The 24,378-nt window shown below is 43.6% G+C and carries 28 protein-coding genes and 1 pseudogene; 23 read left to right on the top strand and 6 right to left on the bottom strand.

Annotated elements, in window-relative coordinates; all coding sequences use genetic code 11:
• Nucleotides 1–304 precede the first annotated feature (304 nt).
• Nucleotides 305–1,978, top strand: coding sequence for a portal protein (locus tag R7Q11_RS18610; RefSeq protein ID WP_054579114.1), 1,674 nt, complete (start codon nt 305–307; stop codon nt 1,976–1,978).
• Between the two features lie 13 nt (nt 1,979–1,991).
• Nucleotides 1,992–2,945: a hypothetical protein gene (locus R7Q11_RS18605; protein ID WP_017634066.1), complete on the top strand. Its 954-nt coding sequence runs from the start codon at nt 1,992–1,994 to the stop codon at nt 2,943–2,945.
• 91 nt (nt 2,946–3,036) lie between these two features.
• Here R7Q11_RS18605 and R7Q11_RS18600 read toward each other — a convergent pair whose 3' ends face one another.
• Nucleotides 3,037–3,393, bottom strand: coding sequence for a hypothetical protein (locus tag R7Q11_RS18600; protein WP_155486349.1), 357 nt, complete (start codon nt 3,391–3,393; stop codon nt 3,037–3,039).
• 546 nt (nt 3,394–3,939) lie between these two features.
• Here R7Q11_RS18600 and R7Q11_RS18595 point away from each other — a divergent pair.
• Together R7Q11_RS18595 and R7Q11_RS18590 are read left to right on the top strand one after the other, a co-directional pair.
• Nucleotides 3,940–4,857, top strand: a complete 918-nt coding sequence (locus R7Q11_RS18595; RefSeq protein WP_225466626.1) for a hypothetical protein — start codon at nt 3,940–3,942, stop codon at nt 4,855–4,857.
• Between the two features lie 89 nt (nt 4,858–4,946).
• On the top strand, nt 4,947–6,023 hold the full coding sequence (locus R7Q11_RS18590; protein WP_225466625.1) for a replication initiation protein: 1,077 nt from the start codon (nt 4,947–4,949) through the stop codon (nt 6,021–6,023).
• Between the two features lie 1,791 nt (nt 6,024–7,814).
• On the opposite strand, the gene R7Q11_RS18585 is transcribed toward R7Q11_RS18590, so the two are convergent.
• On the bottom strand, nt 7,815–8,060 hold the full coding sequence (locus R7Q11_RS18585) for a hypothetical protein (RefSeq protein WP_054579112.1): 246 nt from the start codon (nt 8,058–8,060) through the stop codon (nt 7,815–7,817).
• A 126-nt stretch (nt 8,061–8,186) separates the two neighbouring features.
• Between R7Q11_RS18585 and R7Q11_RS18580 the strand changes: the two genes are divergently transcribed.
• The 14 genes from R7Q11_RS18580 (at nt 8,187) to R7Q11_RS18515 (ending at nt 13,974) form a co-directional block, all read left to right on the top strand.
• On the top strand, nt 8,187–8,618 hold the full coding sequence (locus R7Q11_RS18580; protein WP_017634071.1) for a hypothetical protein: 432 nt from the start codon (nt 8,187–8,189) through the stop codon (nt 8,616–8,618).
• The gene (locus R7Q11_RS18575) at nt 8,593–8,895 is read left to right on the top strand and encodes a helix-turn-helix domain-containing protein (RefSeq protein WP_213916129.1); all 303 of its coding nucleotides are present in this window, start codon (nt 8,593–8,595) and stop codon (nt 8,893–8,895) included. The genes R7Q11_RS18580 and R7Q11_RS18575 overlap by 26 nt, the downstream gene beginning before the upstream one ends.
• 3 nt (nt 8,896–8,898) lie before the next feature.
• The gene (gene ssb / locus R7Q11_RS18570; protein WP_170894063.1) at nt 8,899–9,390 is read left to right on the top strand and encodes a single-stranded DNA-binding protein; all 492 of its coding nucleotides are present in this window, start codon (nt 8,899–8,901) and stop codon (nt 9,388–9,390) included.
• 3 nt (nt 9,391–9,393) lie between these two features.
• Nucleotides 9,394–9,693 carry a hypothetical protein gene (locus tag R7Q11_RS18565; RefSeq protein WP_054579110.1) on the top strand — a complete coding sequence of 100 codons (300 nt, stop codon included), beginning with the start codon at nt 9,394–9,396 and terminating at the stop codon, nt 9,691–9,693.
• Nucleotides 9,694–9,782: 89 nt separating this feature from the next.
• Nucleotides 9,783–10,163 carry a hypothetical protein gene (locus R7Q11_RS18560; RefSeq protein ID WP_017634075.1) on the top strand — a complete coding sequence of 127 codons (381 nt, stop codon included), beginning with the start codon at nt 9,783–9,785 and terminating at the stop codon, nt 10,161–10,163.
• 2 nt (nt 10,164–10,165) lie between these two features.
• Entirely contained in the window at nt 10,166–10,894 is a 729-nt protein-coding gene (locus R7Q11_RS18555) for a VRR-NUC domain-containing protein (RefSeq protein ID WP_054579109.1), read from the top strand.
• Between the two features lie 26 nt (nt 10,895–10,920).
• Complete coding sequence (locus R7Q11_RS18550; RefSeq protein WP_017634077.1) at nt 10,921–11,619, top strand: hypothetical protein; 699 nt, start codon at nt 10,921–10,923, stop codon at nt 11,617–11,619.
• Between the two features lie 120 nt (nt 11,620–11,739).
• Nucleotides 11,740–12,009, top strand: coding sequence for a hypothetical protein (locus R7Q11_RS18545; RefSeq protein ID WP_017634078.1), 270 nt, complete (start codon nt 11,740–11,742; stop codon nt 12,007–12,009).
• Nucleotides 11,988–12,311 (top strand): HU family DNA-binding protein, encoded by a 324-nt coding sequence (locus R7Q11_RS18540; protein WP_017634079.1) that lies wholly within the window; start codon nt 11,988–11,990, stop codon nt 12,309–12,311. Before R7Q11_RS18545 ends, R7Q11_RS18540 begins: the two co-directional genes overlap by 22 nt.
• The gene (locus R7Q11_RS18535; protein WP_017634080.1) at nt 12,311–12,607 is read left to right on the top strand and encodes an HU family DNA-binding protein; all 297 of its coding nucleotides are present in this window, start codon (nt 12,311–12,313) and stop codon (nt 12,605–12,607) included. The genes R7Q11_RS18540 and R7Q11_RS18535 overlap by 1 nt, the downstream gene beginning before the upstream one ends.
• Nucleotides 12,600–12,842, top strand: coding sequence for a hypothetical protein (locus R7Q11_RS18530; protein ID WP_017634081.1), 243 nt, complete (start codon nt 12,600–12,602; stop codon nt 12,840–12,842). The genes R7Q11_RS18535 and R7Q11_RS18530 overlap by 8 nt, the downstream gene beginning before the upstream one ends.
• On the top strand, nt 12,820–13,053 hold the full coding sequence (locus R7Q11_RS18525) for a hypothetical protein (protein WP_017634082.1): 234 nt from the start codon (nt 12,820–12,822) through the stop codon (nt 13,051–13,053). The genes R7Q11_RS18530 and R7Q11_RS18525 overlap by 23 nt, the downstream gene beginning before the upstream one ends.
• Nucleotides 13,054–13,590: 537 nt before the next feature.
• Complete coding sequence (locus R7Q11_RS18520) at nt 13,591–13,752, top strand: hypothetical protein (RefSeq protein WP_017634083.1); 162 nt, start codon at nt 13,591–13,593, stop codon at nt 13,750–13,752.
• A 57-nt stretch (nt 13,753–13,809) separates the two neighbouring features.
• Nucleotides 13,810–13,974: a hypothetical protein gene (locus R7Q11_RS18515; protein ID WP_170894064.1), complete on the top strand. Its 165-nt coding sequence runs from the start codon at nt 13,810–13,812 to the stop codon at nt 13,972–13,974.
• A gap of 483 nt (nt 13,975–14,457) precedes the next feature.
• Here R7Q11_RS18515 and R7Q11_RS18510 read toward each other — a convergent pair whose 3' ends face one another.
• Entirely contained in the window at nt 14,458–14,934 is a 477-nt protein-coding gene (locus R7Q11_RS18510; protein WP_155486347.1) for a metal-dependent hydrolase, read from the bottom strand.
• Nucleotides 14,931–15,326, bottom strand: a complete 396-nt coding sequence (locus R7Q11_RS18505) for a hypothetical protein (protein WP_213916128.1) — start codon at nt 15,324–15,326, stop codon at nt 14,931–14,933. The genes R7Q11_RS18510 and R7Q11_RS18505 overlap by 4 nt, the downstream gene beginning before the upstream one ends.
• Before the next feature lie 307 nt (nt 15,327–15,633).
• Here R7Q11_RS18505 and R7Q11_RS18500 point away from each other — a divergent pair, with 307 nt between their 5' ends.
• Nucleotides 15,634–17,028 (top strand): hypothetical protein, encoded by a 1,395-nt coding sequence (locus R7Q11_RS18500; RefSeq protein ID WP_213916127.1) that lies wholly within the window; start codon nt 15,634–15,636, stop codon nt 17,026–17,028.
• Nucleotides 17,021–18,517, top strand: a complete 1,497-nt coding sequence (locus R7Q11_RS18495; RefSeq protein WP_017634087.1) for a hypothetical protein — start codon at nt 17,021–17,023, stop codon at nt 18,515–18,517. Before R7Q11_RS18500 ends, R7Q11_RS18495 begins: the two co-directional genes overlap by 8 nt.
• Before the next feature lie 108 nt (nt 18,518–18,625).
• Here the strand turns inward: R7Q11_RS18495 and R7Q11_RS18490 are convergent, their stop codons facing one another.
• A complete protein-coding gene (locus R7Q11_RS18490) occupies nt 18,626–19,513 on the bottom strand; it encodes a hypothetical protein (RefSeq protein ID WP_017634088.1) in 888 nt (295 codons plus the stop codon).
• Nucleotides 19,514–20,557: 1,044 nt separating this feature from the next.
• On the opposite strand from R7Q11_RS18490, the gene R7Q11_RS18485 reads away from it, so the two are divergent.
• The 3 genes from R7Q11_RS18485 to R7Q11_RS18475 all read left to right on the top strand — a co-directional run bounded on the left by R7Q11_RS18485 (nt 20,558) and on the right by R7Q11_RS18475 (nt 23,110).
• Complete coding sequence (locus R7Q11_RS18485) at nt 20,558–21,016, top strand: hypothetical protein (protein ID WP_054577250.1); 459 nt, start codon at nt 20,558–20,560, stop codon at nt 21,014–21,016.
• The gene (locus R7Q11_RS18480) at nt 21,016–21,645 is read left to right on the top strand and encodes a tyrosine-type recombinase/integrase (protein ID WP_017634090.1); all 630 of its coding nucleotides are present in this window, start codon (nt 21,016–21,018) and stop codon (nt 21,643–21,645) included. The genes R7Q11_RS18485 and R7Q11_RS18480 overlap by 1 nt, the downstream gene beginning before the upstream one ends.
• A 469-nt stretch (nt 21,646–22,114) precedes the next feature.
• Nucleotides 22,115–23,110: a transporter gene (locus R7Q11_RS18475; protein ID WP_054579104.1), complete on the top strand. Its 996-nt coding sequence runs from the start codon at nt 22,115–22,117 to the stop codon at nt 23,108–23,110.
• A gap of 64 nt (nt 23,111–23,174) precedes the next feature.
• Here the strand turns inward: R7Q11_RS18475 and R7Q11_RS18470 are convergent.
• Nucleotides 23,175–23,745 (bottom strand): annotated as a pseudogene (locus R7Q11_RS18470) (IS256 family transposase); the annotation flags it as partial.
• Nucleotides 23,746–24,378 lie beyond the last annotated feature (633 nt).

Raw genomic sequence — 24,378 nt, 5'->3', positions numbered from 1 at the left:
CCATCCCAAAAAAACGCCACTATCAATATCAATTTAAGTTAATGAATAATCTAAAATATCTAAGGAAGTAGATTTTTAGGGACAAAAGAATTATTCCGAACACGGCCATTATCATCAAGAATAAAAATTAGTGTTTTTGGTGAGTAACCAAGATTCAAAGGCAAGCAATTGAACTTTGACTAAAAAAAATTAACGCATAGAAAATCAATGATTTATTAGCGTATTGGTCACATTGACGCGATGCGCTATCATCCAAGATCATCCCCATCCCTGTAAAAAGCGCCTCAAATTACCGAGGTCGCACATGTCGCAAAATAAGGCATCAATTGGGCTAGCGGCAGCTTTAAAACAAGCGTTCCCTTTCTTTAACGAGAATGACGATAAAGAGAGTGGGATAAGTTTTGAATCTGGCGCTGGATACACGGGATCGCCATTCCACGATCGCGAACACCAATTAGATGAAAGCAACGGCGCTCTGACCAATGACGGTCGAAAAAGCTCAGACCGCTTTTTTCTGCACAAGCTGCCGAAAGATCGCTTCATGCTATATCCGATACTCAAGGAAATGGCCGAGGACAGCACGATTGATGCCGCGCTCAATCTGCACCTTGGTCACGCTCTTTCGGTATCAAACGACAATGGCATGGCTGTGTATCTTCATCCAACCGATGAGAAGTACGCCGAGTACGTAGGCCGTCTTAACCGAGAGCTGCTAACTCCAATCAACGAAAACCTAATGAACTGGACGTATTCAACGCTGGTTTATGGGGTTAACTATGTTCGCCCATACACGAAAGAGGGCGTGGGTATTACTCACTTTGAGGCCAACTACTACACGTTGCCAAACCAAATTCGTGAGTACGAACGTTCGGGCGAGCTAGCGGGATTTACTGCGGAATATCTACAAACCCGAGCGAACGGCGAACTGGTACGCCTTGCCGAACCTTGGGCGCTTATCCCACTAAAAATGCCAATCTGGCGGCCAGATATGGATATACCGCCAGTTAACTACACTGGCCAGCGCTACTCACTTTATGACGATGCGTATTCACGCATGCCAATCGAGACGCAGAACTACGGCACATCCATTCTTCTTACCTGTTTTGAGGCTTGGTCGATGCTTCGCCAGTCCATTGCAGCGCTCGGCGCAAGTCGTGTGAATGCTTCACTTATCGATCGCATGGTAGCGGTAAACACTGACGGCTTAGATGCGGCCGGAGCTGCGGAATACATCAACATGGTCGCTGACCAGATGAAGCAAGACCGTCAAGAGGTGGTAGACCGTTCCCGCAAGCTAGGTTTCATTCCAACCGTCATCAACACGCTATTGCCCTTTATGGGCGGCGCTAAAGGTGGCTTGCAGATCGATACCTTTACCACTGACCCGAATATCTCCCACATCGAAGACATTATGTTTCACCTTAAACGCTTAGCCGGAACGCTTGGCGTAGACCCATCCATGCTTGGGTTTGGTGATCTTCTTTCTGGTGGACTAGGCGAGGGCGGCTTCTTCCGCACATCGATTCAATCTGCACTACGCGCCAACCAAATCCGCGCAGCCGTGGTGGCGTTCGTTAAGCGCGCTATCGATATTCACACCATCTACCGAGACGGCAAGGTGTGGAACGATAACGATATGCCATTCGAGATCCGCTTTAACTCTCTCAATACCGCTATTGAGCAAGAGAAAGCCGATGCAATGGAATCTCAAGCGAACTACGCAACCATGCTGGCCACCGTGCTTGACCTTATCGAGCAATCCCCAATCGGCAAATCCGAAAAACTCAAAAATCACCTTTACACGTCTGTTATTGGCCTCGATTCCGAGCTGGCCAAGGAAGTCATTTCCGAGCTGGCCGCTCAAGTCTCTAAAAACGACAAAATGATGGAATCCATTGGCATGACTGACCAAAGCGAAGCGGAACGATTCGTTAGAGACGTAGTTCTCGACCTACTAACCGAAATCCAAAGCCATTAATGGAGAAAAGAAAGTGACAGCAAAAGCACTTAAACAAGTATCCGACCGTTTCAGCCTATTCAATGACGGTCGCAAGCTTAGCGCCAACAAGCGCAATTACATCATCAAAGCCGTTCAAGCGATGCTCAACAGCCCACGAACTCAAGAGCTATTACGACTCGGTGAAGCGTATGGTTACTATGGCCATCAATCCCGCCAGCGAGCGAATAAGCTCTCAATCGGTGAGACTGAGGTGATCATGATTAATGGTCGTCCGGTTGTGGTAGAAAACGTGCCATCTAACCGCACAATCTCTATCACCTGTTCAGATGACGGTATTGTTGAACACACTCAAGAGTTTTTAGATACCGACACAGGCCGTATTGCTTTAGGTTTGCACAATAGCCGTGCTGGTGGTTGGAGCTGGGCGACTGGTGGCCAAGATACACGCGAGGCATCGATCACGACTTCATATCACGGTATGGACTACGTATTGCAGCCGAACTATATCAGCCTAGACCATCCGGCCATGATGATGGAAAGTGCGAACAGCGAGCAAATGATCCTCGAATCGCTACAGGAACAAGGTTTTGATGAGGAATCCGCGCGTAATATCTACGCGAACATGACTCAACAGACTAATGTTGAGCTTGTCGGTGATCTTACTAACCAGCTTATGTACCTAGAAAGCGTGAACGCAGAGTTGCGTGAAAAGGTAGAGCAAAACGCTAAGGCAACCTCGATGCTGCTTGATGTTGTGGACTCTTTACCTATCTATGTGACCGATGCGCAGCGCAAAGCGATCGCCAACATGGCCAGCAAGGAAGATCATCAAGTGGTGCGAGCTATGTTTGAGTCGCTAGGTTCCCGAAAAATGGCGACTTTACCGACAAATAGCTACGTTCCAGTAGAGCAAAAAGTGAGTGTTGCGCCTCAAATTAAACAGCAGTTCGTCAACTTCGGATCTTCGGCACGAAAATTCCAATAAGTTGATCAATTAAAAAGCGCCACCAGCGATTAGTAATTAAGTACAAAAAACACTCAATAAAATCGAAAATACTGGTGGCCAATTCGGAATTTTATAAATCACTAGGCGCGACAGGACGAAAATAGAGTTTATCTTTCTTGAAGTGCGTTGGTCGCCAGTCCCAACCAGCGATAGATACGCTATCTCGCGCGCCAGTAATATACGACACTGAGCGCAACACATTGACACCCTTATCAAAGTTAATCGCCTTATCGGCCTTTAGAACGAGTCTACCGTCTTTTTGGCTATGCAAACCAAAGGTGCAACCTGAGATTGTTACTAACAAATCCAACGGTAGCGCTGGGGCGTTCTTTTTCGGGAACTGTCGGCGCTTAAATTGTTGTTTTAATTGGTTAACTTGAGTTTCTAATTGCTGTTCAGCACTTGGTGGAGGAGTAAATTTCATCACAGAGTTATCCACAAAATTCGATGTGTTCGGAATATTAACACGTCCAAAAGGAGTTTAAATAGATAAAATTTTTGGTAAACTCTAGCGCCAGATGGTAACGCACCTTGTTCGGAATCTCTTTGATACAGAGACTTGTTTGATCAACCATTTACGATCAATAATAGGGGAGTTTTTCTGTAATTAGATCATGGCGATACCGTGATAGAGAGAAAGTGATTCGATTTCGGGCAACAGAAAATAAAAAAGCCCGCTTTGGCGAGCGGGCTTTCTTACTGAAATCGAGCTTTAAGCGGCTAACTTAAAGCGTCACGACAAACGAACTTAAGGAAAGTCATTATGCCGTAATGAATTAGACCGAAGCCTAATCAGGCGAGACATTTAGTTGGCGACTAATGCCTCAAATGGTTAGTAATTAGTTTAACAGTTTAGATTGAGCATCAATCTCAGCGAATGTTAACACAAATTACACCACACCAAAGCAGGTGTAAGTATAACGTTCAAAGAGATCGGTGGCAAATTTTTACGCCTTTTTTTTGAGCAAATTTTATGCAAAACACACCGCTTTTACTGCATCCTTGCTACTGGAAGTCAGGATTCAGAACCCAAGCCTCCAATATCAAAGCCAATAAACCGTCGGCACAACGTAAACTTGCTTGCCTACTAGAAACTATCTCAAGCCATATTCTTAAGCATGGCCATACCTGCTTTGCATCAACTACTCGATTGGTACAGGTCTACAACGAGAACTGCGATCGCTATGGTTGTCGTCCAACCACTTTTGACACTCTCAAAAAACAACTGAAAACAGCAGAAGACTTGAACTTAATTGTCCGAGAACAGAAGCCAAACAATGCAACAGGTCAGAATCTACGTCACATCACTCTATGCGTAGACGCCATCCAAGAAATGTTCGCTGGCGCATACAAATACGCGCTACAAGCTGCACAAAAGCGTTTTAATAGACAAAAACGGCACTCAGGGGGGGCTTCTGTGGAAAAAACTCTTGAGGCCAGTGCTGACAAGGCTTGCGAGCAATCAGACAAAAACAAAAATGGCACTATAAATACAAAAGATCTCTCTACAGAGAGTAAAAATAAAATTAATAACGGTATCCCGTCTGATTCTTGGTTTTTTAAGATCTTCAAACGTGACGCTGACGAAGTAAAACAACTTCAACTAGCAGCTAAGCAAGGCCGCCTATCAGCTAGTGGAGCTCGTCGTGTTATCAAGCTGTACAACAAGCACCAACAGCCTTTAGCGCCTAAGTTCTTGTCATACCTTAAGTTTGTGATTGCTAGCTGGCACAACAAGGCTGCAAGCGCCGTGAAAGCTAGCGTGAACAAGGTTCGTGATACAGCCACCATGTTAGCAGAGTACATGAACACCATTTCCGAGAAAGAGTCTCAAGGCTTAGTTGAATACTATCGTGACGCAGTCGGGCGAGTACAAGTCAGGTATCTGTAATCACTGCTTGATGTGAGTATTTCTATACATGCGTGACCTAAAATGTGTCATAATTACCTAAATCTTGTTATTTATGGATGTGCATTTGCATGAGTGATGAAGAATATTTCTACCCTGAGGTAAGCGATAACCTCCCGAAACATATCAAAAAAGGCCATCAACTGGTCTTTAGTCGTCAAGATCTATCCGCTAGGGAAGCAGATATGTTTGCGTTGATGATTGCACATATGAAACCAAGTGATTGGGAGCAGAAAACACCACACTATGAGTTTACTTCACATCAATTATCAGAGTGGTTAGGTGTTGAGTCTAAACATATCGGTAGCAACTTAAGTCCAGTAGCGAACCGCCTAGCTAGTCGAAAAATCGGGATAAAGGTGGAAACCCCGAAAGGTGATATTGAATTCGACTATAGACCTCTTTTTAAACATATAGCTTATAAACACGGCATACTTACGATGGTTCCTAACGATATGCTCAAATCAGAGTATATTGAATATAATCAAGGATTTGCTCTGATTAATACTCGCAATTTCTTTGAGGTAAAGAAGGAGTATTCTAAGCGCTTGTACGAACTGCTTAGTCGCTTCAAAGACAAGGGCTTTGAAATGCATGCGCAAAAGCTTAGTGAACTGAAAGGAATATTTGGGCTTTTGGACGAATCAGGGAAGCTGAAAAAAGATAAAAGTTCCTTCAAAAACAACAGCGTATTTATGAAACGTTGTATCAGGGAAAGCATTAAAGAACTTTCTGAACACCCTCAGATTAGCAAAGAGCTTCTATTTTTAGAAAGCAGCCAAGGTGATAAGGGTTTTGAGGTTGTAAAGAAAGGTAGAACCATTACTGGAATCAAGTTTCTCTTCCGGTGGGTTAAACTAGGTTCAATTGATGAACTAAATCAACACGATGCTCTTAAGACAATTCGACAACTTGAATTGAAAAGGCTTCAAAACCAAGTCAGACTCACCGAGTCTGAACTAGAATCACTTGCCATCGCGTACCGCTATGTGGGTAAAGAAGACCACGCTCTTAAAGTTGAAGCTAGCTTGTCAAAGCGACACTCAGAAAAAGAGCAACAAAATCATGATGATGGAATGCATGAATTAGAGTCGTTAATGGAAAAGATAGATACCCTTTCAGAACTAACCGATACACACGATTACTGATAGCTAACAAGTTTTAGGTCATGGGCTCGATAGATGACATTTTCTAGGTTGAAATGAGCTATGTGACACATTTTAGGTATATGGGAGGGAATTCGACGTGATCATTGACTCGAAAGTAGAAAAAACCGGACAAGACTCCTATACAACCATCTCACACACCTAAAATATGTCATTTAAGAACAGAAACACCTAAAACCTGTTATCCAATCACCTGATATATGATCACTTTCACCTAGATTATGTAGCACTAAAGCCTATAAGAAGATCACAAACACCTAATAAATGATCAATTAAACCTAGATCTTGTTACTTAAAGACCTAAAAAAAGATCTTTAAGCGAGTTAAACCGCATTAAAATCAATACGTTACGATTCCTATAGATCTTATAGTTCTATAGTTTCCATAGATTGATATAGTTAAATATAGATCTTTATAGCGTATGTGGATAACTGGAAAATCAAAGATTTACACAGTTTCCCACATACACAACAAGTTTTTGTTGTTTAGATGAGTTAATGATCCTAGCTATAGACAACGGCATGCTACAACGAATAGCGGCCGCATTTGTGTGAGTTCTTGACAAAAACACGAATTGACAGGAAATATTAATTATTGGATAGTTGTAAGTGTGCTCTAGAAGCAACAATGTACTTCTAGAGCAGCAGCGTTGGTTAACCGAATAGTGCTTGCACTATAACGGCGACGAGATTGATTATCGCTATAATCAGTTCAATTAAATTTACCATTTGTTCCCCTGATAAGGCTCATGGTGAAAGACAACGCACAAGGGTTTTTGATGGTGGCCGCCATCGTTTACCCGCATACACGAAGTGAAGCTTTCTAGCTGCTTCGAGCTTGGTTGGTGATTACATAATTACCTCCTAATTAATTAAAGGTTGGGTTCTTCGAATCCAGCCTTTTTTTATATTCTTCACACAATCAAGGTTATTAGGGAACGTTTTGTTCCAAGTCTTGCAGTGCCGAGTATTCCAGACTTTTTGCTAATTTTGCAAACGCCCAAACGAGTTGGTTATCTCTTTCAGGTTAAGGCGTATGAAAACTCCCAAGTCCTTATGTCCCATTGTGATCAGATAATTCCCCTTTCATAAAGAAACGCTTTGAAAAATATTCATTTCTCTACATGAATCGGGATATGAGCAAGATTTTTATCCAATAATTCATGTTCATTTTCCCTTTCTGCTTGATGCTAACCTCAAAAGAAAGTTGCCGCTTCCAGCAGATGGGTTAGCGCATTCAATATATTGCTGTTAACTCATCTTATCCTGTTAAAAACAAAAATGCTTCCCCGTACAACTTAAGTGGTTAAGCTTCCTATCATTTTGGCTAGTTTTTGCCCACTAATTTCTAATTAGCCTAAGTGTTGGCAGTATTAAACTCAACTATTTGACGTCGATAAGATGCTAAACGATCTGGAGTCATGGTCACGTAAGGCATCTGTTTTTTACTATACCGTTATTTAATGATTACGGAACCTAACGGACGAGGTTTCTTGATGAACCAATTCAAACTAGCTTTCGCGATTGATGCTTTTTCAATCCTTCATCTATATTTGTAACGCGACAGTATTATTGTTTTGTTTGGTTGGTATTGTTTATTTTTGTTGCTATTTTGTGTTTTCTGTCATTCCGAATGGGAAATTATTTATCTATGATTTGTAACTTTATATATACATTAAATTTTGGAGTATTCGGATTAGATATTGGATAAAAAAAGCTTCTAGTTTCCCCGAAGCTTTCCATTACTCTTATCCCGATAGCTAAACGTATCCGTCTATGCGAGGTGGACTTCATCATCATCCACTTTGAAAAGAGAAGTGTTTAACTTGCTAAGTAGCTTGTCTACTGGGATTTTCCACATTTTACACAATTCATTTAGGTTGTTCTGACCGCTCTTAATTGCATTGGCCAAAGCGAAGCCTAAGACGCTGTTAGAGGTGTTGGTCATGTACTCCTTAACGTCTTCTTGGATTTGGTTGTGAACTTTTTTGCTGCTGTTCTCTGATACTTTCTGATTCATTATATTATTCCGTTTTCCTGTTTCTGATATAAAAATACATCATTTCGGTTTTTGTATTGGTGATTTTTGAATTGTTTCTTAATCCGGTTTATACTGAATTAAAAATTTACTTGTTCGGAATTATTGATGGGTGAAATAATTTCTGAAATTAAGCGATCTCAACTGGAACAACGGCAAAGAGAGCGAGACAAAAGCTCACCATCAATCCTGGATACATTCGAGGGCATAGAGCCTACGGACGAACGCGAAGCTCTGGCGAACCGGTTACAAGATGCCGATGTGACATTGGACGACAAACCGGATCGCTGCCCGACTTGCAATGGCACAGGTTACACCAAGTCGTTATTTAGCAAGTGGGAGTGCTGTAGCTGTTTTGGGACTGGTTACGACCTTTCCGATCCGGTTGCCGTTATCAAGTGGCAAAAGCTCTGCCTCGATTGGTCAAAGAATCGGTTATATGAATATCGCGTTGCATTGATTAAGGGGACTACAACCGAGGAAGAACGACTAGCAAGTGAAGTGGAGAGCTTCTATGAAAATGCGAGACGCAAAGACTAAACAGGCCGCTCGAATCCAATCGCTTGAGTATAGACAGCAACGTGCAGCGCGAATCAAGCGAGCGAGACGGCATGCAGATTTAACCATACTCGAAATGAGCAGGTTAATCGGGTTATCACCAGACACTTATCGAAAAATCGAGAATGGCGAAGTGAACCCAAGGGTGCAAAACCTAGAACTGATAGCTGTCTACACAAGTACAGACGTGGGCAATTTGTTCTTTGGTGATGCGATTTCTAACAGAGACGAAGCGGTAAAGAGAGATACCGGAGAATAACGAATGGCTTCAAGAGGCATTAACAAGGTCATTCTGGTTGGTAACTTGGGGTCAGATCCCGAAATCCGATACCTGCCAAATGGCGGCGCAGTAGCGAATATCACGATCGCTACATCCGAAACTTGGCGCGATAAAGCGACAGGGGAGAACCGAGAAAAAAACGAGTGGCATCGAGTGGTGTTGTTCGGCAAGTTGGCCGAAGTAGCGGGGGAGTTCCTACGCAAAGGGTCACAAGTTTACATCGAGGGTCAATTGCAGACTCGCAAATGGAAAGACAAGCAAGGCCAAGACCGTTACAGCACAGAGGTAGTAGTTCAAGGCTTTAATGGCGTGATGCAAATGCTTGGCAATAGCCGAGCTGGTGGCCAGCAACAACAAGGCGGTTGGGATCAATCTCAACAGCAATACGGCGAGCCACCAATGGATTTTGACGATGAAATACCGTTCCAGAACGAGTTTCGTCATTACAAGATGCTGAGTTACGTGGCGGCTTGAACGGTGAGTAAGCAAAATTTAGCGTTAGCAACTCAAGACGACTTACTGATTGCATTGCGTCGAATGACCACTAAAGCGCTTATGGAAATGCGCGAGGCGACAGGCGAAACGGATTTTACGGACACACCAAGTGCTTTTTATTTCAGTAACCGTGCAATCGCGGCAGAAGTAAACGGGTGTTCGGGTCATGTGGCCGAACTAATCCAAGACAGCTACCTCGACTACGTTCACAAAGGTAGCGAAATACTGGTTTGGCTGGATGACTTAGAAGAACGCCTAGAGCGCTTTGCTAACCAAGAATAAAACACTTTAACCCTATTCCCTTATCCCAATTTTTGAGTAGTAGAGAAATTGCCCGATGAGCGATGTTTTTACTGTAGAGCTTCCTTGGTGTGCCAGCTATCCAAGATGACTCAACCTATTGGGACGTGCTTGGAACGTTATGGAAAGCGCAAGGCTCGCACCAACATCAAGGTGTGTGGTCGTCCCTGTTTACGTGCCCGAGACGCAACAAGCACAAGGTTATGAAGTCGTCAGAGCGCAAGGCGTTCGCCAAGCTACCCAAGGTGATCACTGCCTACCGCGCTATCAATGACGAATCCGAAATCGAAACTGCACTTTGTTGGACGCTATCTGAGGACATTGCTAAGCGTGTTTTCTCTCAAGGAGGCCGCCGCAAGGTGGTATCTAAGCAATTCACCAAGGACGAGGTGTTTGCCTACTTCAACCGCCGTAAGGAGCAAGAGATTTTAGTTGTACAAGGGCTTATCTAGTTATGGCCAGAGCACCACGATTCGATCACTCTTTTCTCGCAAACCAAGTTGCTAAGCGCAAGAAGTGGAAAAGCAAAGGCGTGAAAGCTGGCCACGGCGGCGACTTCAATATCGATGCAGCACTTAACGAGATTAACCGTTCTGTTAATCACATCATCAATCCGGTATCGATAAACGTCCCAAATACTGCGCTGGTGGACAAGTCAGAGCTACCAGCCTGGCTTATCCGTATTCTTGAGAAAGACATTGACGTTGCGCGCGCTGCGACACAGAAGAAAGTGGAACTGGATTCACCACACAAAACGCGCCTTGCACAAGGGATTAAGCGCCCGAAAGAGTTTAACGACACGAAGCTGGCCGAACACTGGTTACAGGTGCGTTTGTTCTACACGTTAGAGACGCAGTACAAGGACATTTACCCGCTGGTTTTCTCAATCCCTAATGGTGGCTACCGAACACCTAAAGCGGCTTCGATGATGAGCTATGAGGGACAAAAGAAAGGTGTGCCAGATATATTTTTTCCTATCCCGAGAGGGGTGTATCACGGGTTCTTTTTGGAGGTGAAAACGGAAGAAGGTCGCCCAAGTAAGGAACAGCAGGAAAAGATAAAAATGTTCCAAAATCTAGGATATTACGTGGTTGTGGCCAAGGGGTTTGATGAGTGCATTTGTCAAATTAATAGCTATCTCCAATTGCCAACATTTGATAACAAAACTAGACTAGCCGCATAAGTATATAAAAAGGGCTTAGTTATCTCATGTTAGCGAGTGAATACCACAGCATTGGCCAAAAGCCAGTTGATTTAGACGTGTTAGAAGCAACAAAGGTAGTCCGTAACTTCCTATGCGATTACCTTTACTATGACAAGTTGTTGCTAAGCTATGCTCCCGCAGGGGAATTTGGTAGCGCTCAAGCGTATCGTTGGCTTACTGGTGGTCATATTTGTGACTACGATGCTACTGGCGACACAATTGCACCAAGAGAGAAGATCAACTATCGAGTCATTAGAATGCTATTCGATGCTGGTCTAATCAAAGTAAAAACCAACATCCGAACGCCACATACTCGCTGCGTTATCTTTGAATGGGTTCGAGACATTAAGAAATATCGTCGTGAAATCCTCCGTACTAAAATCTTTGGCGAGAATGTTTACCTCACTAGCGCAATGATTGATGCTACAGCGGCGCAATATGGTCTGACCGTGACGTTTGTCGGTGCGAGAGGTGTCTTTGAGATATTGGATGGTAATGGCAACTCAATCCCGAACGGCCAAGCCAAGAACACCTACATATTCATGAATAGTGTTGGTGAGCCAGTAGGCCGACTACGTGATATGTCCTATTGGGAATGGGAACAATACTTATACGACACAGCGACACGCGCCAAGCTGCGCAAAACGCCTCTCAAAGTTCGTGATGGCATGCGCAGCCACTTTTCGGAGTTCAAACGAGCTTAACGCCAATCCTTGATCATCTTTCCACAAATGCCGCCTATATGGGCGGTATTTTTTTTGTATTAAAAACAGAAATTGTGTTCGGAATATTTACGGTGTGTTCGGAATGGTTATAATCGTCTAATGGCAGGACGTAAACCCAAGAAAAACGCCTTAACCCCTCAGCAGCGCTGGAATCGTCATCTTGCCAAGATGGCTAGGTTTGACATTAAACGTCAATACTACCGCGCCAGCGCGACACAACGAGAGCAAATTAGGCGACTCCAAATAGAACTTGGCTGTAGCAGTCGAGAAGAACTGGTTCTTTACGCCATCAATCTTCTAGGCCAACAGCACGGAATTTATCTGAAAGATATTCAAGAGGACTTAGCGTGTCTAAACAAAAAGCCGTAGGTAAGCACGAACTGATCTCAGCAATGAAAAAAGAAACGGGCGCATTACGTGAAGAATGCGAGCTGGTTTTTGATGCCTTTATCGAAGAAATCTCAACTCAAACCATGATTGAGGGCAATGCTGTATTGCTTAGTGGTTTCGGTACGTTCGCACCTCGCCTTAAGAAAGCGCGAGCTGGCCGTAATCCAAAAACGGGAGCACCAGCGATTGTAGCTGCGCGAGACAAGCTGACTTTTAGTGCATCGGATGTATTCCGCGATGAGCTGGCAAGCAAGGTAAACGAGATCAAGGGGGCACATTAATGAGTACACGCTTAAACCGAACTGACATTGAAAGAAACATTTCTAAACGCCTTGGCTTAAAGCTTACTGGTGATGATGCAGAGCTGGTGGGCGATTGTCTGGATGCAATGATCAATCACATTCTGGTTGAGATTGCGAAAGGCCGTGAGGTGCAAATTCGAGGCTTTGGCCGTTTCCGTCACATAGAGCGTGAACGCACAACCATTAATCCGGCGACGAAAGAGCGCTTAGGTGTCAAAACCGAGCACAGCGTATTGTTCTCTGCTTACAAGGACATGGTACGCGTCCATGAATGATAGTAAGGCAATTGGGCTACGTGTCTTTATCGGCTCCGTTCGGCTACTGGCTATAACCATTGTGTTAGCGCTGGTGGCTGTTGTCGGTATTGGCACATACAGCTTTTATGGATTGGTGGTCTATCCAAAGATAGAGCGAGTGAAGATTGATTTGGACGCAGAGCGCATAGAGCGCATTACTGTAGCGGCCAAGAGTGGGGAGAAGTCAGAGAATGGCGCACCTAGTCAAAAGTAAGACCGTCGAGGGCGCAAAGAACAAATGGGCGACTCGTTGGGACTATTTCTTTGATGCTCAATTCCTCTTTCGACGTGATACCGGAAAACAGTTTGTTTTAGACGTGGCCGCCGAGCCACAAACCGCCAAGGCGAACCGCTTCTACGTGGCTCCTGACTGGATTAACGAACAGCCGAGCTTAAGCCAAAACACAAGGCAGCTCAGCTCCTAAACCCTGTTTGTGTTGGGTTCGATGGCCTACAAGGTGAATGGGAAGATGGCTGGTGGTGCAATCCTCCGTTCGACCTTAAGTTTGAGTTTCTGGAAAAGGCGCTAGAACAAGCCAGAAAAGGCCGTGAAGGCATGATGTTGTTACCACATGAAGAACTCACAACGTGGTGGCTGGACTTGGTTGAGGGCTACGCCTCTTAACGCGCTGTGGTACTTCTTTCTGATAAAGATTGGCTACTATAAAACACTCAAGAAAGCCACCAGAAAAAAGCGACAGAAACAATCTTTAAATGGGTAAAAATCACAAAATGAAATGCAAACTAACATTGTGATATGTTCGGAATGAGTTTAGTATTATTCCCATAGGACAGTGACGGATACGACTTCCTATACGGTGCGCTTGTCTAATAAGGTTGTGCAAGCGTTGTAGGGTAAAACCTACAGGCTCCCAAAGAGGGCAAAGGGTTGATCTTCGAAAGAGGGTTAGCCCTTTGTTCTATCTATCCCCTACCAAAGAGCGCCTATATGAGCAGGCACTATGAGAAAAGTCCACGAACTATTCTGGCATCGCAAACACGACCGCATCCTTAAGCGAGAGCTGGCCAAGGATAAGCTGTACACCAAAGAGCTGGATAACTCCTTACGCAAGATGATTCACGAAATAAACAATCACCTTAAGCAAACTGAAAGCGTCAGCTAGATTGAGTGGAGTAAAGAGCATAGTATTAACAAAGCGATGCACTACAAAAGGTGAAGCATGCGTACTCAAGCACAAAAGAAAGGTAAAACAGTTCCCAAGGCGACTAAGAACAAAAAGAAACGCTCATTGTTTACAGAGGCAGAGCTATTGAATGGCTTAAATGCCCACACGGCACATAGTGATGAGCTAGCCAGTGTTTCTAGTAAAGAGCTAGGCGAGTAGCTAGGTAAAAAATACTTGAAACTAGCATTCCGAACGGATAAATTTATGTATACGCGATTTAAATAGTTGCCATTGTGACGACCGTGTTTTCCTTTAAAAATCTTAGACAACTGTGCTCAAGCGCCTTTGGTTATTCCATTGGCGCTTTTTTCTTGATTTTTCGAGGTAAGTATCAATATAATTGCCTTGTTTTCGTGTGAAGCGTACAGCTTCGGCGAGTGATTCAAAGAAGGTTTGCAAAAGAGCTGGTAGAAATACTGGCTCTTTTTATGTGTCGTGTTTCAACCTATTGAAGAGGCATTTTTAGTGTTCTATATTTACCTCGCTCGCAAGAAAATGGACGTGGATACTCCAAAATATAGATGGCCAATTGATTGGTTATTGAATTACCTGTTATTGACAACTCCTCAAAATCAAAAGGCCACGGTAAAATGTGGCCTTTTCTTATGTTAAAAACATCATTTTTAAAAAGTCTATTCGGAATTATAAAGGCCGTAAAAAACCAACTAAAATACACGCTACCGAGAAAATGAATACGCATGTGATTCGCTGGTGGCTCCCCGAAGCGAATAGATTCAAACAGTACCTATCAAATGGGGTAAAAATCGGCACTGGTTGGCGGTTTAACACATCCCCAAGCCAATGCGACACACAACCGCATCCAAATCCACACAGAATCGCACCTAGAATCGTGCTGGTGGCTTTTAACGCCTCAATGGGTATTAATGTGCCCCCTATCGCTAAATGATAGCCATAAACCGTTACAGCGAGCCATATCGAAAGGATGTGGGTGTAAGTTCGGTGCGGGATTCTGTCAAATTCAAGCCAGTCCGGTGCGCTCGAACCGCTTAAGCAACCAAGAAATGCCAGGATTGAATGCAGTGGTGTTGTGTCTGCCATTAAGGCGAGAGGAACGGGCGCAAAGCACAGTGCGCCCCAAGCGTGTCCAGTTCGGCTCATTCAGCTTCGCATCGAGCGCAATACGCATAGACGATGGCACTCATCGCTATGGTTCGATTGCGGTAGTTGGTGGCCAATTTCTCAAACGTCTCTGCAACTTCGGGGTCAATCCAAGGACTGATTTGGCGTGCCCCTACTAGGTCGCCCTCGATTACTTCGGGGTGCTTTTCTGGTAGTTGGTTTGGATCAGTGTTGTTGATGGCCAACTGATACAGCTCGGTCAGGGTAATTCCGTTCTGTTCGCATTGTTCGCATGCTTTTGCGTGAGCAAGGCGTGAAATTCGCACTTGAAGTAGCGTTAATCCCTTTTCCCGTTGGCGGGTTCTAAACATGGTTTGTCGTGCTTTGGTTTTGGCTTTGTGTCTGAATTTGATGCGCTCGGGTGCTTTCAAGGGGGTATTCCTTTCGTCACGTAGCGCGTTGTCTTGGGTATGGGGGAAGGTGGCTAGTGAGATAACGCAGCCAATTACTATATCGTGCCGCAGAATCAATTGTACATGAGTAGCGTTACTCACTAGCTGGCCATGATTATATGCAGAAAATCGTTACTGTAAATACTATTTAATGTCGCGTTATCAAATTTTGTCTTTAAAACATTATTGACAATTAAATTATTTTTTAACTGGCCTAGTTCGTGTTGTTGTCACCTGTTTGAACTCTGTATTATTCCGAACGTAATAAAATGAATGGGGTTTAACCGTGTCCGGCAAGATTGACTATCAGGCTCACCAACAGCAGTTTTGGGAGCAGTTAGAGAAGCAGCCGACTTTGACGCTGGCCGAGTATTGCGAAGCCAACGGATTGAAGTACGGCACCGCTAAGCGATATATAAAACGGCCAGCCAAAACGGGCGGCAAGTTCCAACCGTCCGTTATGCCAAAAATCAAAGCGAAAAAGACCAGTCAGGGCAATGACTGGCATTCCCTTTTGAAAGAATTTCTCGTGCGTGGCGCTCAAAACCCAACGCTCACGATGGCCGCTTTTGCGAAAGATAAAGGGGTGAATGGTGCGACATTGCGCCGCCAGTTTAATTCCATGCGATCGCTGCCCGAGTTTGATCGATTATTTGATCTTTACGATGAGCAATTAGCGAAATTTCAAGAAGCGAAAAACGACAAGAAGAAAAAAAGAGCTGATAAATCAGAGTCCAAAGAAGCGGGGGCAACTGCGCAAGCGCAAAGTGCGCAAGGCGATCGCGCGAAAACAGGGGGTATTGGATCACTGCGCAAGCAGCGATCAGTTGAGGGACTTTCGCAGTATTCCAGTGCTCAAGTGGGTCGCCCTGTTGTGCATGGTGGTTATGCCCGTAGTGCGGGTATTACTGGCGAAATCATGGATATTCTCATGGATACCGATCCGCTTTCGGTTTGCAACGAACTGATTATTGCCCGTTCGCAGTATTACCGAATGAATGAGACGTTAGCTAAACGCCTTAAAGAGATCGATGAAATGGAAGAAAGCGGAGACATTCCGCTCGATGACGAAAACCAGCCAGTAGACATAAACGCCATGCGTGACCGTCTCATCTTTGGCTATGGCACCAGATTGCGTGAACTGGAATTGAGTATTTCCACGATGGCCAAACAAGAGGCCAAGCGCTACATCGATTTGCGTAAACAGGAATACGCTGAATTGATGATGCCACACTTACTGCCAGCGGAAGAAACCAGCCTAGTAATAGAAATGCTTTCTCTGCGCACTAAGAACAACTGGACAGCCTTAGAGACGTGTCAGCAAATCGAGAAGTTAGGCGCACGTCCACCAGCAACGCTATTGCATGAAGCTAAGGTAGAACTAGCGAACCTAGAGCCAGAAGTAGACGACACTGGTATCAGTGAGCAAGAGCTGGATGAGCTGTTTGATGACTACACGTTAGAGCAGATTGAGCAGCAAGATAACTGGCTACCTGCGCGCAAAGAAGAAGTAAACCGACGAATCAAAGAAGCCGAAGACCTAGAGAACGGCGTAGAACCTACCCTATCCCCATCCCAAATACAAAACGAAGCCGCTAAAGAGCAAGCCTATGATGACCTCGATAACGAGGGAGTGTCGGGGTTTGACGATGTAGACAGCTTCGAGGTACTTGGTGGCTAGAAGAATAAAGAGCGTAACACAAGATCCCCGTTACCCTGCCCTAGTTAAGCGGTATCGCTATGACTGGAAACGCCTCGCTGTTGAGCTAGTCGGTAAGAAGCCGAGCTGGCAGCAGCGCAAAATCATTGATAGTGCTCAGCGTATTGGTGCGCGAACGACTGTCAGCTCTGGCCACGGTACAGGCAAGTCAGACATGACCAGTATCATGATCATTGCTTTCATGCTCTGCTTCCCCAATGCGCGTGTTGTGCTGGTGGCGAACAACGCGAGACAGGTACAAATCGGTGTATGGAAGTACCTAAAATCCAACTGGAACACGCTCTTACAAAAGCATGGTTGGTTGCAGCAATACTTCACCATTACCGAGACAGCCTTTTTTGAAAACTCAGCAAAAGGTATCTGGCAAACCAGTGCTAAATCGTGCCGTATTGGTAACGAGGAAGCGCTAGCGGGTGAACACGCTAAACACTTGTTTGTTATTGTCGATGAGGCGTCAGGCGTCTCTGACAAGGCTTTTGGTGTGTTAGCGGGGGCATTGACCGAGAAAGATAACCGAATGCTGTTATTGAGCCAGCCAACGCGCCCTAGCGGCTATTTCTACGATACGCATCACCGATTAGCCGAGCCTAGTGGTCGATGGCGAGCCATCCGGCTTAACTCCGAGGAATCTCCGTTCGTAACCGTGGAATTTATCCTCGATAAGCGATTGGAGTATGGCGGTCGAGAGGCACCGGAATACCTGATTAAAGTACGTGGGGAGTTCCCAAGTTCCATTGCTGGCATGCTGCTTAGTCGGGATGCGCTGGACAAAAGCGCAAGGCTCAACCTCGATATGCCCGATGGTTGGGGTTGGGCTGCGCTGGTGGACGTTGGTAATGGTCGTGACCGCTCGATACTCAATATCTGCAAGGTTTGGGGTCAACGCATGGAGCGCATCGTTAAGAGCGTGAAATTGCTTGAACAACCAAGCACGGTCGATCCGGTTCGGTTCGCTGACATTATCCATGCAGAGTGTAGTGAGGACTTGTACCCAAACATCACGATAGCAGTGGATAGTGACGGTGTAGGTTATGACACGGCGACTTGCTTAGAACGCTACGGACGGCGCGTACAGCGCATTCGTTGGGGTAAGAAGATGCACTCCACCAGCGATAAGCAGCGTTTCTTTAACCAGCGTGCGTATGCCAATGTTATGGCTCGGGATGCGATAAACCAAGGCCGCATGCAGATAGATAAGAACGTCAAGACGGCAGAACAAGGCAGTAAAATACCTTGTGCAATCAACGAGTCAGGCCAATGGGTAATGATGCCAAAACCGATGATGAAAGAGAAAATGAACATCCCATCACCTGACCGTTGGGATACATACTGTTTTTCTCAATTGGTAGATTATGTGCCGCACGAAATGGAAGTAACAGAGAGCATGCTAGAGTCTCGCAGTTCAGTAGAACAATGGGTACTGGAAGCGCTTGAATCGGACGATGCTTAATTCCGTTGGTGCCAACATATAAAAGTAATATGAAAAGGTGGCGATACCGTTAAATATCGCCACCAAATCACCAATCAAAGCGGAACAACAATAATTTAGCTTAAAACCTTAGTTCACTAATCCATCGAACTGCGAACGTGCTTTGCTTTCGTTCTTGCTTCTAAGCTCTTTTCTGGCTTCACGAATAGCGTCAACTTCGCTTTCTATATACATATTAGCGTTAGGGTACAGTACCGACTTAAAAGCATTCGCTTCATCGAATATCGAACGTCCCTCAGTGGTGTTGTTCGTGATTAGCACATCGTGATCTTTACAAGAGCGATGCCTAATTAGAACAAGGCCACCAGCGTTAACGTGAACCTTTTTAGCTACGCGAGAAATGCCACCATTGTTGCCATCATAGGTATGGATGATAGCTACAATGTCATTGTGTTCTTGACCGCGCTTTCTAAACTCAACGTCTGCATTGTCTTTGAAGTATTTCAATTCATTCAATGCAGTGTTTTTATTGTTAGTGAGCTGTTCTTTCTCATCTTCTGGAAGATCGTAGGAGAGTTTACGGTCGAGGTCGCGTAGGTATGCTTCAAGTCTTTTGGCTAGACGTGCGCCAGTGACTTTCTGGCTGCTAGCTGCTTTATTAATTGTGATGTTAACGCGACGGACGTTCTCAATTACGGTCGTCTCTTTAAATGAGTTAGATGAGCTGTTGAAGTATTGAGGTGCGCGCTCTAAAAGCTCTTTATTGGCTGATTTCGCGGCCTCAATATACTCAAGTAAACGAGTGGTTGGATTACCACGTTTTACTACAGCTACGATGCGATCATTGAATAGTCCACTATCTTCTTTGCCATCTATTTGTTCGGAAAAAGTCGCGCGGTGCTTCAAGGCACGTTTTAGGCGCGCATCTGCCGTTTGTTTGTTTGCAAGTAATTGATTAAGTGTTTCTATATCAATAGCTTTTAAATCTTTAATTTCAGTATTTTTTTTATTAATCATGGTGAACGGTTGCTCCAAATTACATTGGAGGATAAAGGTTACACTCCATCCCTGAGCGTATGCGAGTAACGAAAAACCCTACCTTTATCCTTAATGCGTAGCATACCGTTTTTGTGTTCGGAATTAAATAAAAAACGAACAGAAGAACGTTATAAGTGTTGCTTTTTAAGCGAAGAAGTGATCTCGAACGAAGTTTAATACGTCATCACGATTAATGGATGAATTGCATAGTGCGTTCGGATGCGATTGGATAAGATGCATCATGCAAATGTCGGTCGCGTCATCGAGGAACGAGCTGCTAAATACATCTAGGGACAGGTCACATTTGTCTAGTATTTCGATTGGAATTAATTGATTCAACGTGCAGTGCATATCTATATCTCTTAAGCCAATTGACTGGATAGCCAATACGTATATAGCTCTGATTTGGAAAGAGTTTAGGGGATTCTCGCCAGCCGAGCTGATGTTCGCGGAGTATTATGAGACTGTGATCTTTGATTGTCTAGATATGCAAAATAATGCAAACATATCGTTACTAGCAGTTAGGTTTTGAGAACGTGACCTATACCGCATAATAATTGAGGATATGCATATTTGTTCGTTTCGCGTGACGACGTAACACCGTCATTATATTTCCAAAGACGGGTAATTGTCGTAGCGAGTTTCAAAAAACCTCTTTTAGTTTCAGTTCTAGACAGAACTGAAACTAACTTATCCAATGCTTTGTCGCTGGTCATCGACGCAAAAAGACACAAAATCCAATAAAAACAATGACTTATCAAATATCTAAGATTGCTTTCTAATCCTGGCATTTTGTGTGAATGAACCTAAATATTCCATAGGAATATTGATAAAAAATGACTTCTTGCTGGTGGTGTTTTGAGCACTATTGCGTTATTTGTCAAAAGTTGATTAGTCGGTCACTTCTGAAACCCTTCGTGCTTTTAATGTAATTATTCCGAACATAGTTGAAAAAGATATTCCTTTGGAATATATTGTATTCCGAGCAAACACTGGCATTTTGCCAAAAAAGGATCAGCAAAAATGTTTAAAAAAAATGAATTGGTGTCGCTTTCGGATGAGTGGGCGAGTAAACGCAGTGCCATCCAAGAGCGCCACCACGACCTTATTCTTATCTCTTTGGATGAGCTAATTAATGAATGTGGAGGCCAAGAACAAGCCGCCGCCATCATTCGCAATTTCTACGGTTTCCCTTGTGTGCAAGGCACGATCAGCAAGGCTCGAAAAGGTAATAATGCGCTAAAGATTCGCTCTCAACTTCGCTTTGCCATAAACACAATTAAAGAAGCTCAAAGCATCCAAGCACAAACCAAGATGATCAACCACTTTGGCCGCTTACCTGTTCACCACGACTTCGTGCGTGTCGATGGCGAACTAGGCTTATTCTTGGGATTTAGCTTGTTATCTCGAACCCTACAAATTCAAGTGTTCGTTGGTGGCGAGTTTAAAACGGTTAATGCTAATCACGTGGAGTTGATCTAATGCCTGCTTTCCCTGCGCGTGACTTAGACGAGTTGGAAAAAATAATCCGTTTAATGGATGACATTAACCCACTTATCTCTATGATGATTGAAATGGAGGTTCGTACAGGTTTACGTTATTGCGACATTTCGAAGCTAAAATTCAGCGATGTGATGATAAATGGCGTGATCCGGTCTTCATTTAACATTGTTCAATCAAAAGGTTTTAAAGGCCGTATGGCCCGAGGTAAGAGCGAAAAAGCCGCTAAAGAGGCCGCTCGAATCACCATTCACGTTAATGCCGAACTGGAAGAACTGATTAAACGTATCTACTTACACAATGGCCATAATGAGTTGATGTTTCAATCTAATCACCACTTGGCCAAAAAGGGCAATGCGATCAGCATCCAGTATATCAACCGAGCGTATAAGCGCATAGCAATGGAGTTGAGATTGCCATATCAGCTATCAACACACTCGATGCGAAAAATGTACGCCATGCTCCTGCTTGAAAAGAAAGCCTCTTTGAAAGTGATTAAGGACGCGCTTGGTCACTCTAGTGTTGCCGTGACTGACCACTACTTAAGAACGTTCCACGACGAAGCGAAAGAGTACACAACAGGCATTTCATTAAAACCAAAGGCAGAATAGAGGGAGGGGAAATTATGTGTAAGGCTCTAATGAACGCGAACTTACGAGTAAACGAATTTAAGCTTCGACAACAGGAACTTTCCCGAACCTCAATTCCGAATGACCTTAAACCAAAGGTAAGAGAATTAATGAAAAAAGGGTTCAGAAAAAAGGCAATCAAGCTGGTGCTTGGTTGCGGTTATGATGACCTAAAGACTATCAATCTGTCGCATTAGTTATAAATATAAAAAATTGTTACACTGTAACCTCTTTCCATTTGGCTACATGTTACATATAGCTATCGAAATACGCAACCAAATCAGCAAAGAACTATGGGGGCGTTGTTGGAATCGCGTTTGTAAGCAATTTATTTTATTAATAATATTGCGAAAACATAGAATCTATTCTAATTGTTTATAAGCTAGTGGCTTCACCTCAAGCTATTGCCTGAGATTACTTGGGTACGATCATCAGCAAAAGGAAAGATGCGATGTTACGGAAGGCTTTACTGGGTACCTATCTTTGTAGTTTATTCATTGTGGGAAATGCATATGGCGCTGAAGGAGATGATATTCCTCAACGCGCCCAAACTGCTGGTGATGTTATTGAGCGTCCAGGCGTTCTCACACCTAAAGGTAAATGGTCATTTGATTCGTCTTTAAGCTATACACAGAACTCTTCAAACAAAGTATCTGTTGTTGGGTATACAGTCTTACCAACTCTGATTATTGGGCGAATTGAAGTGAGTGATTCGGATAGGACTACAGTAACCGTTGGCTTAACTGCTCGGTATGGTTTAACAAACGCCACAGAGTTAGAAGTTAGAGTGCCATATGTATATCGTAATGACCAAGTTTCTACGCGTCCCATTCAAGATGGTTCAAACAGTGAAGTCGTAAACACAACGGTGGATGGTGGAGGGCTTGGTGATGTAGAGTTCGCATTGAGGCACCAGTTTAACTTTGAATCTGCGCCATACTGGGTAGGTGGCCTTAGAGTCAAGTCGGATACAGGACGATCGCCTTATGATGTTTCTATTGAAGATGGAAGCAACGCATTTAGTGATGTCCCTACTGGCTCGGGTTTTTGGAGTTTTGAGCCTAATTTATCTCTTATTCACCCTGTTGATCCTGCGGTTTTGTTCGCTAGTTTAAGTTACATTTATAACTTAGAAGATACTGTTACAGTTGGCGATACAAAAGCTGATGTTGATCTTGGGGACACTATTTCTCTTTCTGGGGGAATGGGCTTTGCGGTGAATCCTGATCTTTCATTCTCTTTAGGGCTTAGTCATAAAACTATTTTAAAAAGCAAAGTAAATGGCAGATCGGCAGATGATGCTAAGTTGCTTCAATTAGATGCATTAACTTTTGGTATAAACTATGCCTTTAGTGAACGCTCATCTATCAATGTTAGTGCTCAAGCTGGTCTTACAGAAGACACTCCCGACTTTCAGTTAACAGTACGAGTACCTTTTAATTTGTAAAATGGAGGTACAGTAAGTGTGGATTATAGGAATAACTATTGTCAAAGATAATGTATGGAGAGCGTACAGTAGCCTGTTGATGAGTTTCCATTTCTTTCACTCCACTAATAAAGCTAAAATCCTTTACAACATCCGTCAGGAGGACACAACTGTTGTAGACGGCACTACTTCATTTCTGCACTGCGTATTAACTTGTAGGTCATCATCAACGTAGTCTTTCTGGTCCCACAGTTCTTCGTCTTGTTCGTACTCAAACATACTGTGGCGAACATGGATTCTATTGGCTTAGAGGCGCTTTAGGAAGGTAGAGATCTCTGCCATCCAAGATATCTTGTAATGCATCCTTCATCCGTGGTAGCACGCTTTTGGGTACCTTGCTAAGCATATTTGTCACTTACGCTACTGTAGCTTGCGGCCCGCACTTAGCCATGACTTTTCAGAAGCCAAGTTCGCCATCTCCGGTGGCGAACTTGGGTGCTAACAGCAATTCTTGTTCTTTTGAGTGCTTAATGAGTCCTGTAACTTGTTTTTGACTCTTGGTGACGATCCAGAATTCCAGGGGCTTTTTTGTTTCCAGTGTCATCGATACCAATAATGACGAATAAAAAGAGCTGATCATCCATGTTCCTACCACATTAACTTACTCGTTTCACTACCCCCATAGAAAATTAAATAGGGATAGCAAAGAGAATTTATCTTAATTTTAAGTAGAAAATTTAGCACTTCAGAATGATATCACATTGGATTTTAGTACCGAAAAAGACTTAAAAAGTATGAACCTTCTATATTTTATCTCATACCTTTTAAGTTTTAATTATTATAAGTTAATGATTTTAAACATTAAATAATAAAGGTGATTGTTGGATAAGATACCTTTATCAATAAAGGATGAATGATCTGAACAATGCAATAGAACGAATTACTTCTTTATATTATCTTCATTTCATACTTGATGAGCACTTAAAGTAAATACAAAAAATAACATTATGATTATGCTGTTTTTTTCTTTAATCTACTAAAGAGACGCACCTAAATACTCCTTTCTAGCCTGAATTATTCTCAATCATGAGAACAGCTTTCACTGATCCTTTCTTATAATTTCATCGCTTCCCACAACATTTGAAGGAAGCTGAAAAATTTTTAATCCGAACTACTACTATGACAGGAAATGGAGTAATTGTTATGACTCTCAACAAAACAGGGCTTGCTTTAGCAATGTCAGCAATTTTATTTAGTGGCTCTCTAATCGCGAATGAGATCGATGATGG

The sequence above is a fragment of the Vibrio sp. 970 genome, from assembly GCF_033339075.1.
Note: the sequence above shows the minus strand (reverse complement) of the source record. Positions and strands in the feature narration are given on the sequence as shown.

Coding starts and splice junctions, on each gene's coding strand:
- R7Q11_RS18610 (WP_054579114.1), top strand. CDS start 305: ATGTCGCAAAATAAGGCATCAATTGGGCTAGCGGCAGCTTTAAAACAA.
- R7Q11_RS18595 (WP_225466626.1), top strand. CDS start 3,940: ATGCAAAACACACCGCTTTTACTGCATCCTTGCTACTGGAAGTCAGGA.
- R7Q11_RS18590 (WP_225466625.1), top strand. CDS start 4,947: ATGAGTGATGAAGAATATTTCTACCCTGAGGTAAGCGATAACCTCCCG.
- R7Q11_RS18585 (WP_054579112.1), bottom strand. CDS start 8,060: ATGAATCAGAAAGTATCAGAGAACAGCAGCAAAAAAGTTCACAACCAA.
- R7Q11_RS18580 (WP_017634071.1), top strand. CDS start 8,187: ATGGGTGAAATAATTTCTGAAATTAAGCGATCTCAACTGGAACAACGG.
- R7Q11_RS18575 (WP_213916129.1), top strand. CDS start 8,593: ATGAAAATGCGAGACGCAAAGACTAAACAGGCCGCTCGAATCCAATCG.
- ssb (WP_170894063.1), top strand. CDS start 8,899: ATGGCTTCAAGAGGCATTAACAAGGTCATTCTGGTTGGTAACTTGGGG.
- R7Q11_RS18555 (WP_054579109.1), top strand. CDS start 10,166: ATGGCCAGAGCACCACGATTCGATCACTCTTTTCTCGCAAACCAAGTT.
- R7Q11_RS18550 (WP_017634077.1), top strand. CDS start 10,921: ATGTTAGCGAGTGAATACCACAGCATTGGCCAAAAGCCAGTTGATTTA.
- R7Q11_RS18545 (WP_017634078.1), top strand. CDS start 11,740: ATGGCAGGACGTAAACCCAAGAAAAACGCCTTAACCCCTCAGCAGCGC.
- R7Q11_RS18535 (WP_017634080.1), top strand. CDS start 12,311: ATGAGTACACGCTTAAACCGAACTGACATTGAAAGAAACATTTCTAAA.
- R7Q11_RS18530 (WP_017634081.1), top strand. CDS start 12,600: ATGAATGATAGTAAGGCAATTGGGCTACGTGTCTTTATCGGCTCCGTT.
- R7Q11_RS18525 (WP_017634082.1), top strand. CDS start 12,820: ATGGCGCACCTAGTCAAAAGTAAGACCGTCGAGGGCGCAAAGAACAAA.
- R7Q11_RS18520 (WP_017634083.1), top strand. CDS start 13,591: ATGAGAAAAGTCCACGAACTATTCTGGCATCGCAAACACGACCGCATC.
- R7Q11_RS18515 (WP_170894064.1), top strand. CDS start 13,810: ATGCGTACTCAAGCACAAAAGAAAGGTAAAACAGTTCCCAAGGCGACT.
- R7Q11_RS18510 (WP_155486347.1), bottom strand. CDS start 14,934: ATGAGCCGAACTGGACACGCTTGGGGCGCACTGTGCTTTGCGCCCGTT.
- R7Q11_RS18490 (WP_017634088.1), bottom strand. CDS start 19,513: ATGATTAATAAAAAAAATACTGAAATTAAAGATTTAAAAGCTATTGAT.
- R7Q11_RS18485 (WP_054577250.1), top strand. CDS start 20,558: ATGTTTAAAAAAAATGAATTGGTGTCGCTTTCGGATGAGTGGGCGAGT.
- R7Q11_RS18480 (WP_017634090.1), top strand. CDS start 21,016: ATGCCTGCTTTCCCTGCGCGTGACTTAGACGAGTTGGAAAAAATAATC.
- R7Q11_RS18475 (WP_054579104.1), top strand. CDS start 22,115: ATGTTACGGAAGGCTTTACTGGGTACCTATCTTTGTAGTTTATTCATT.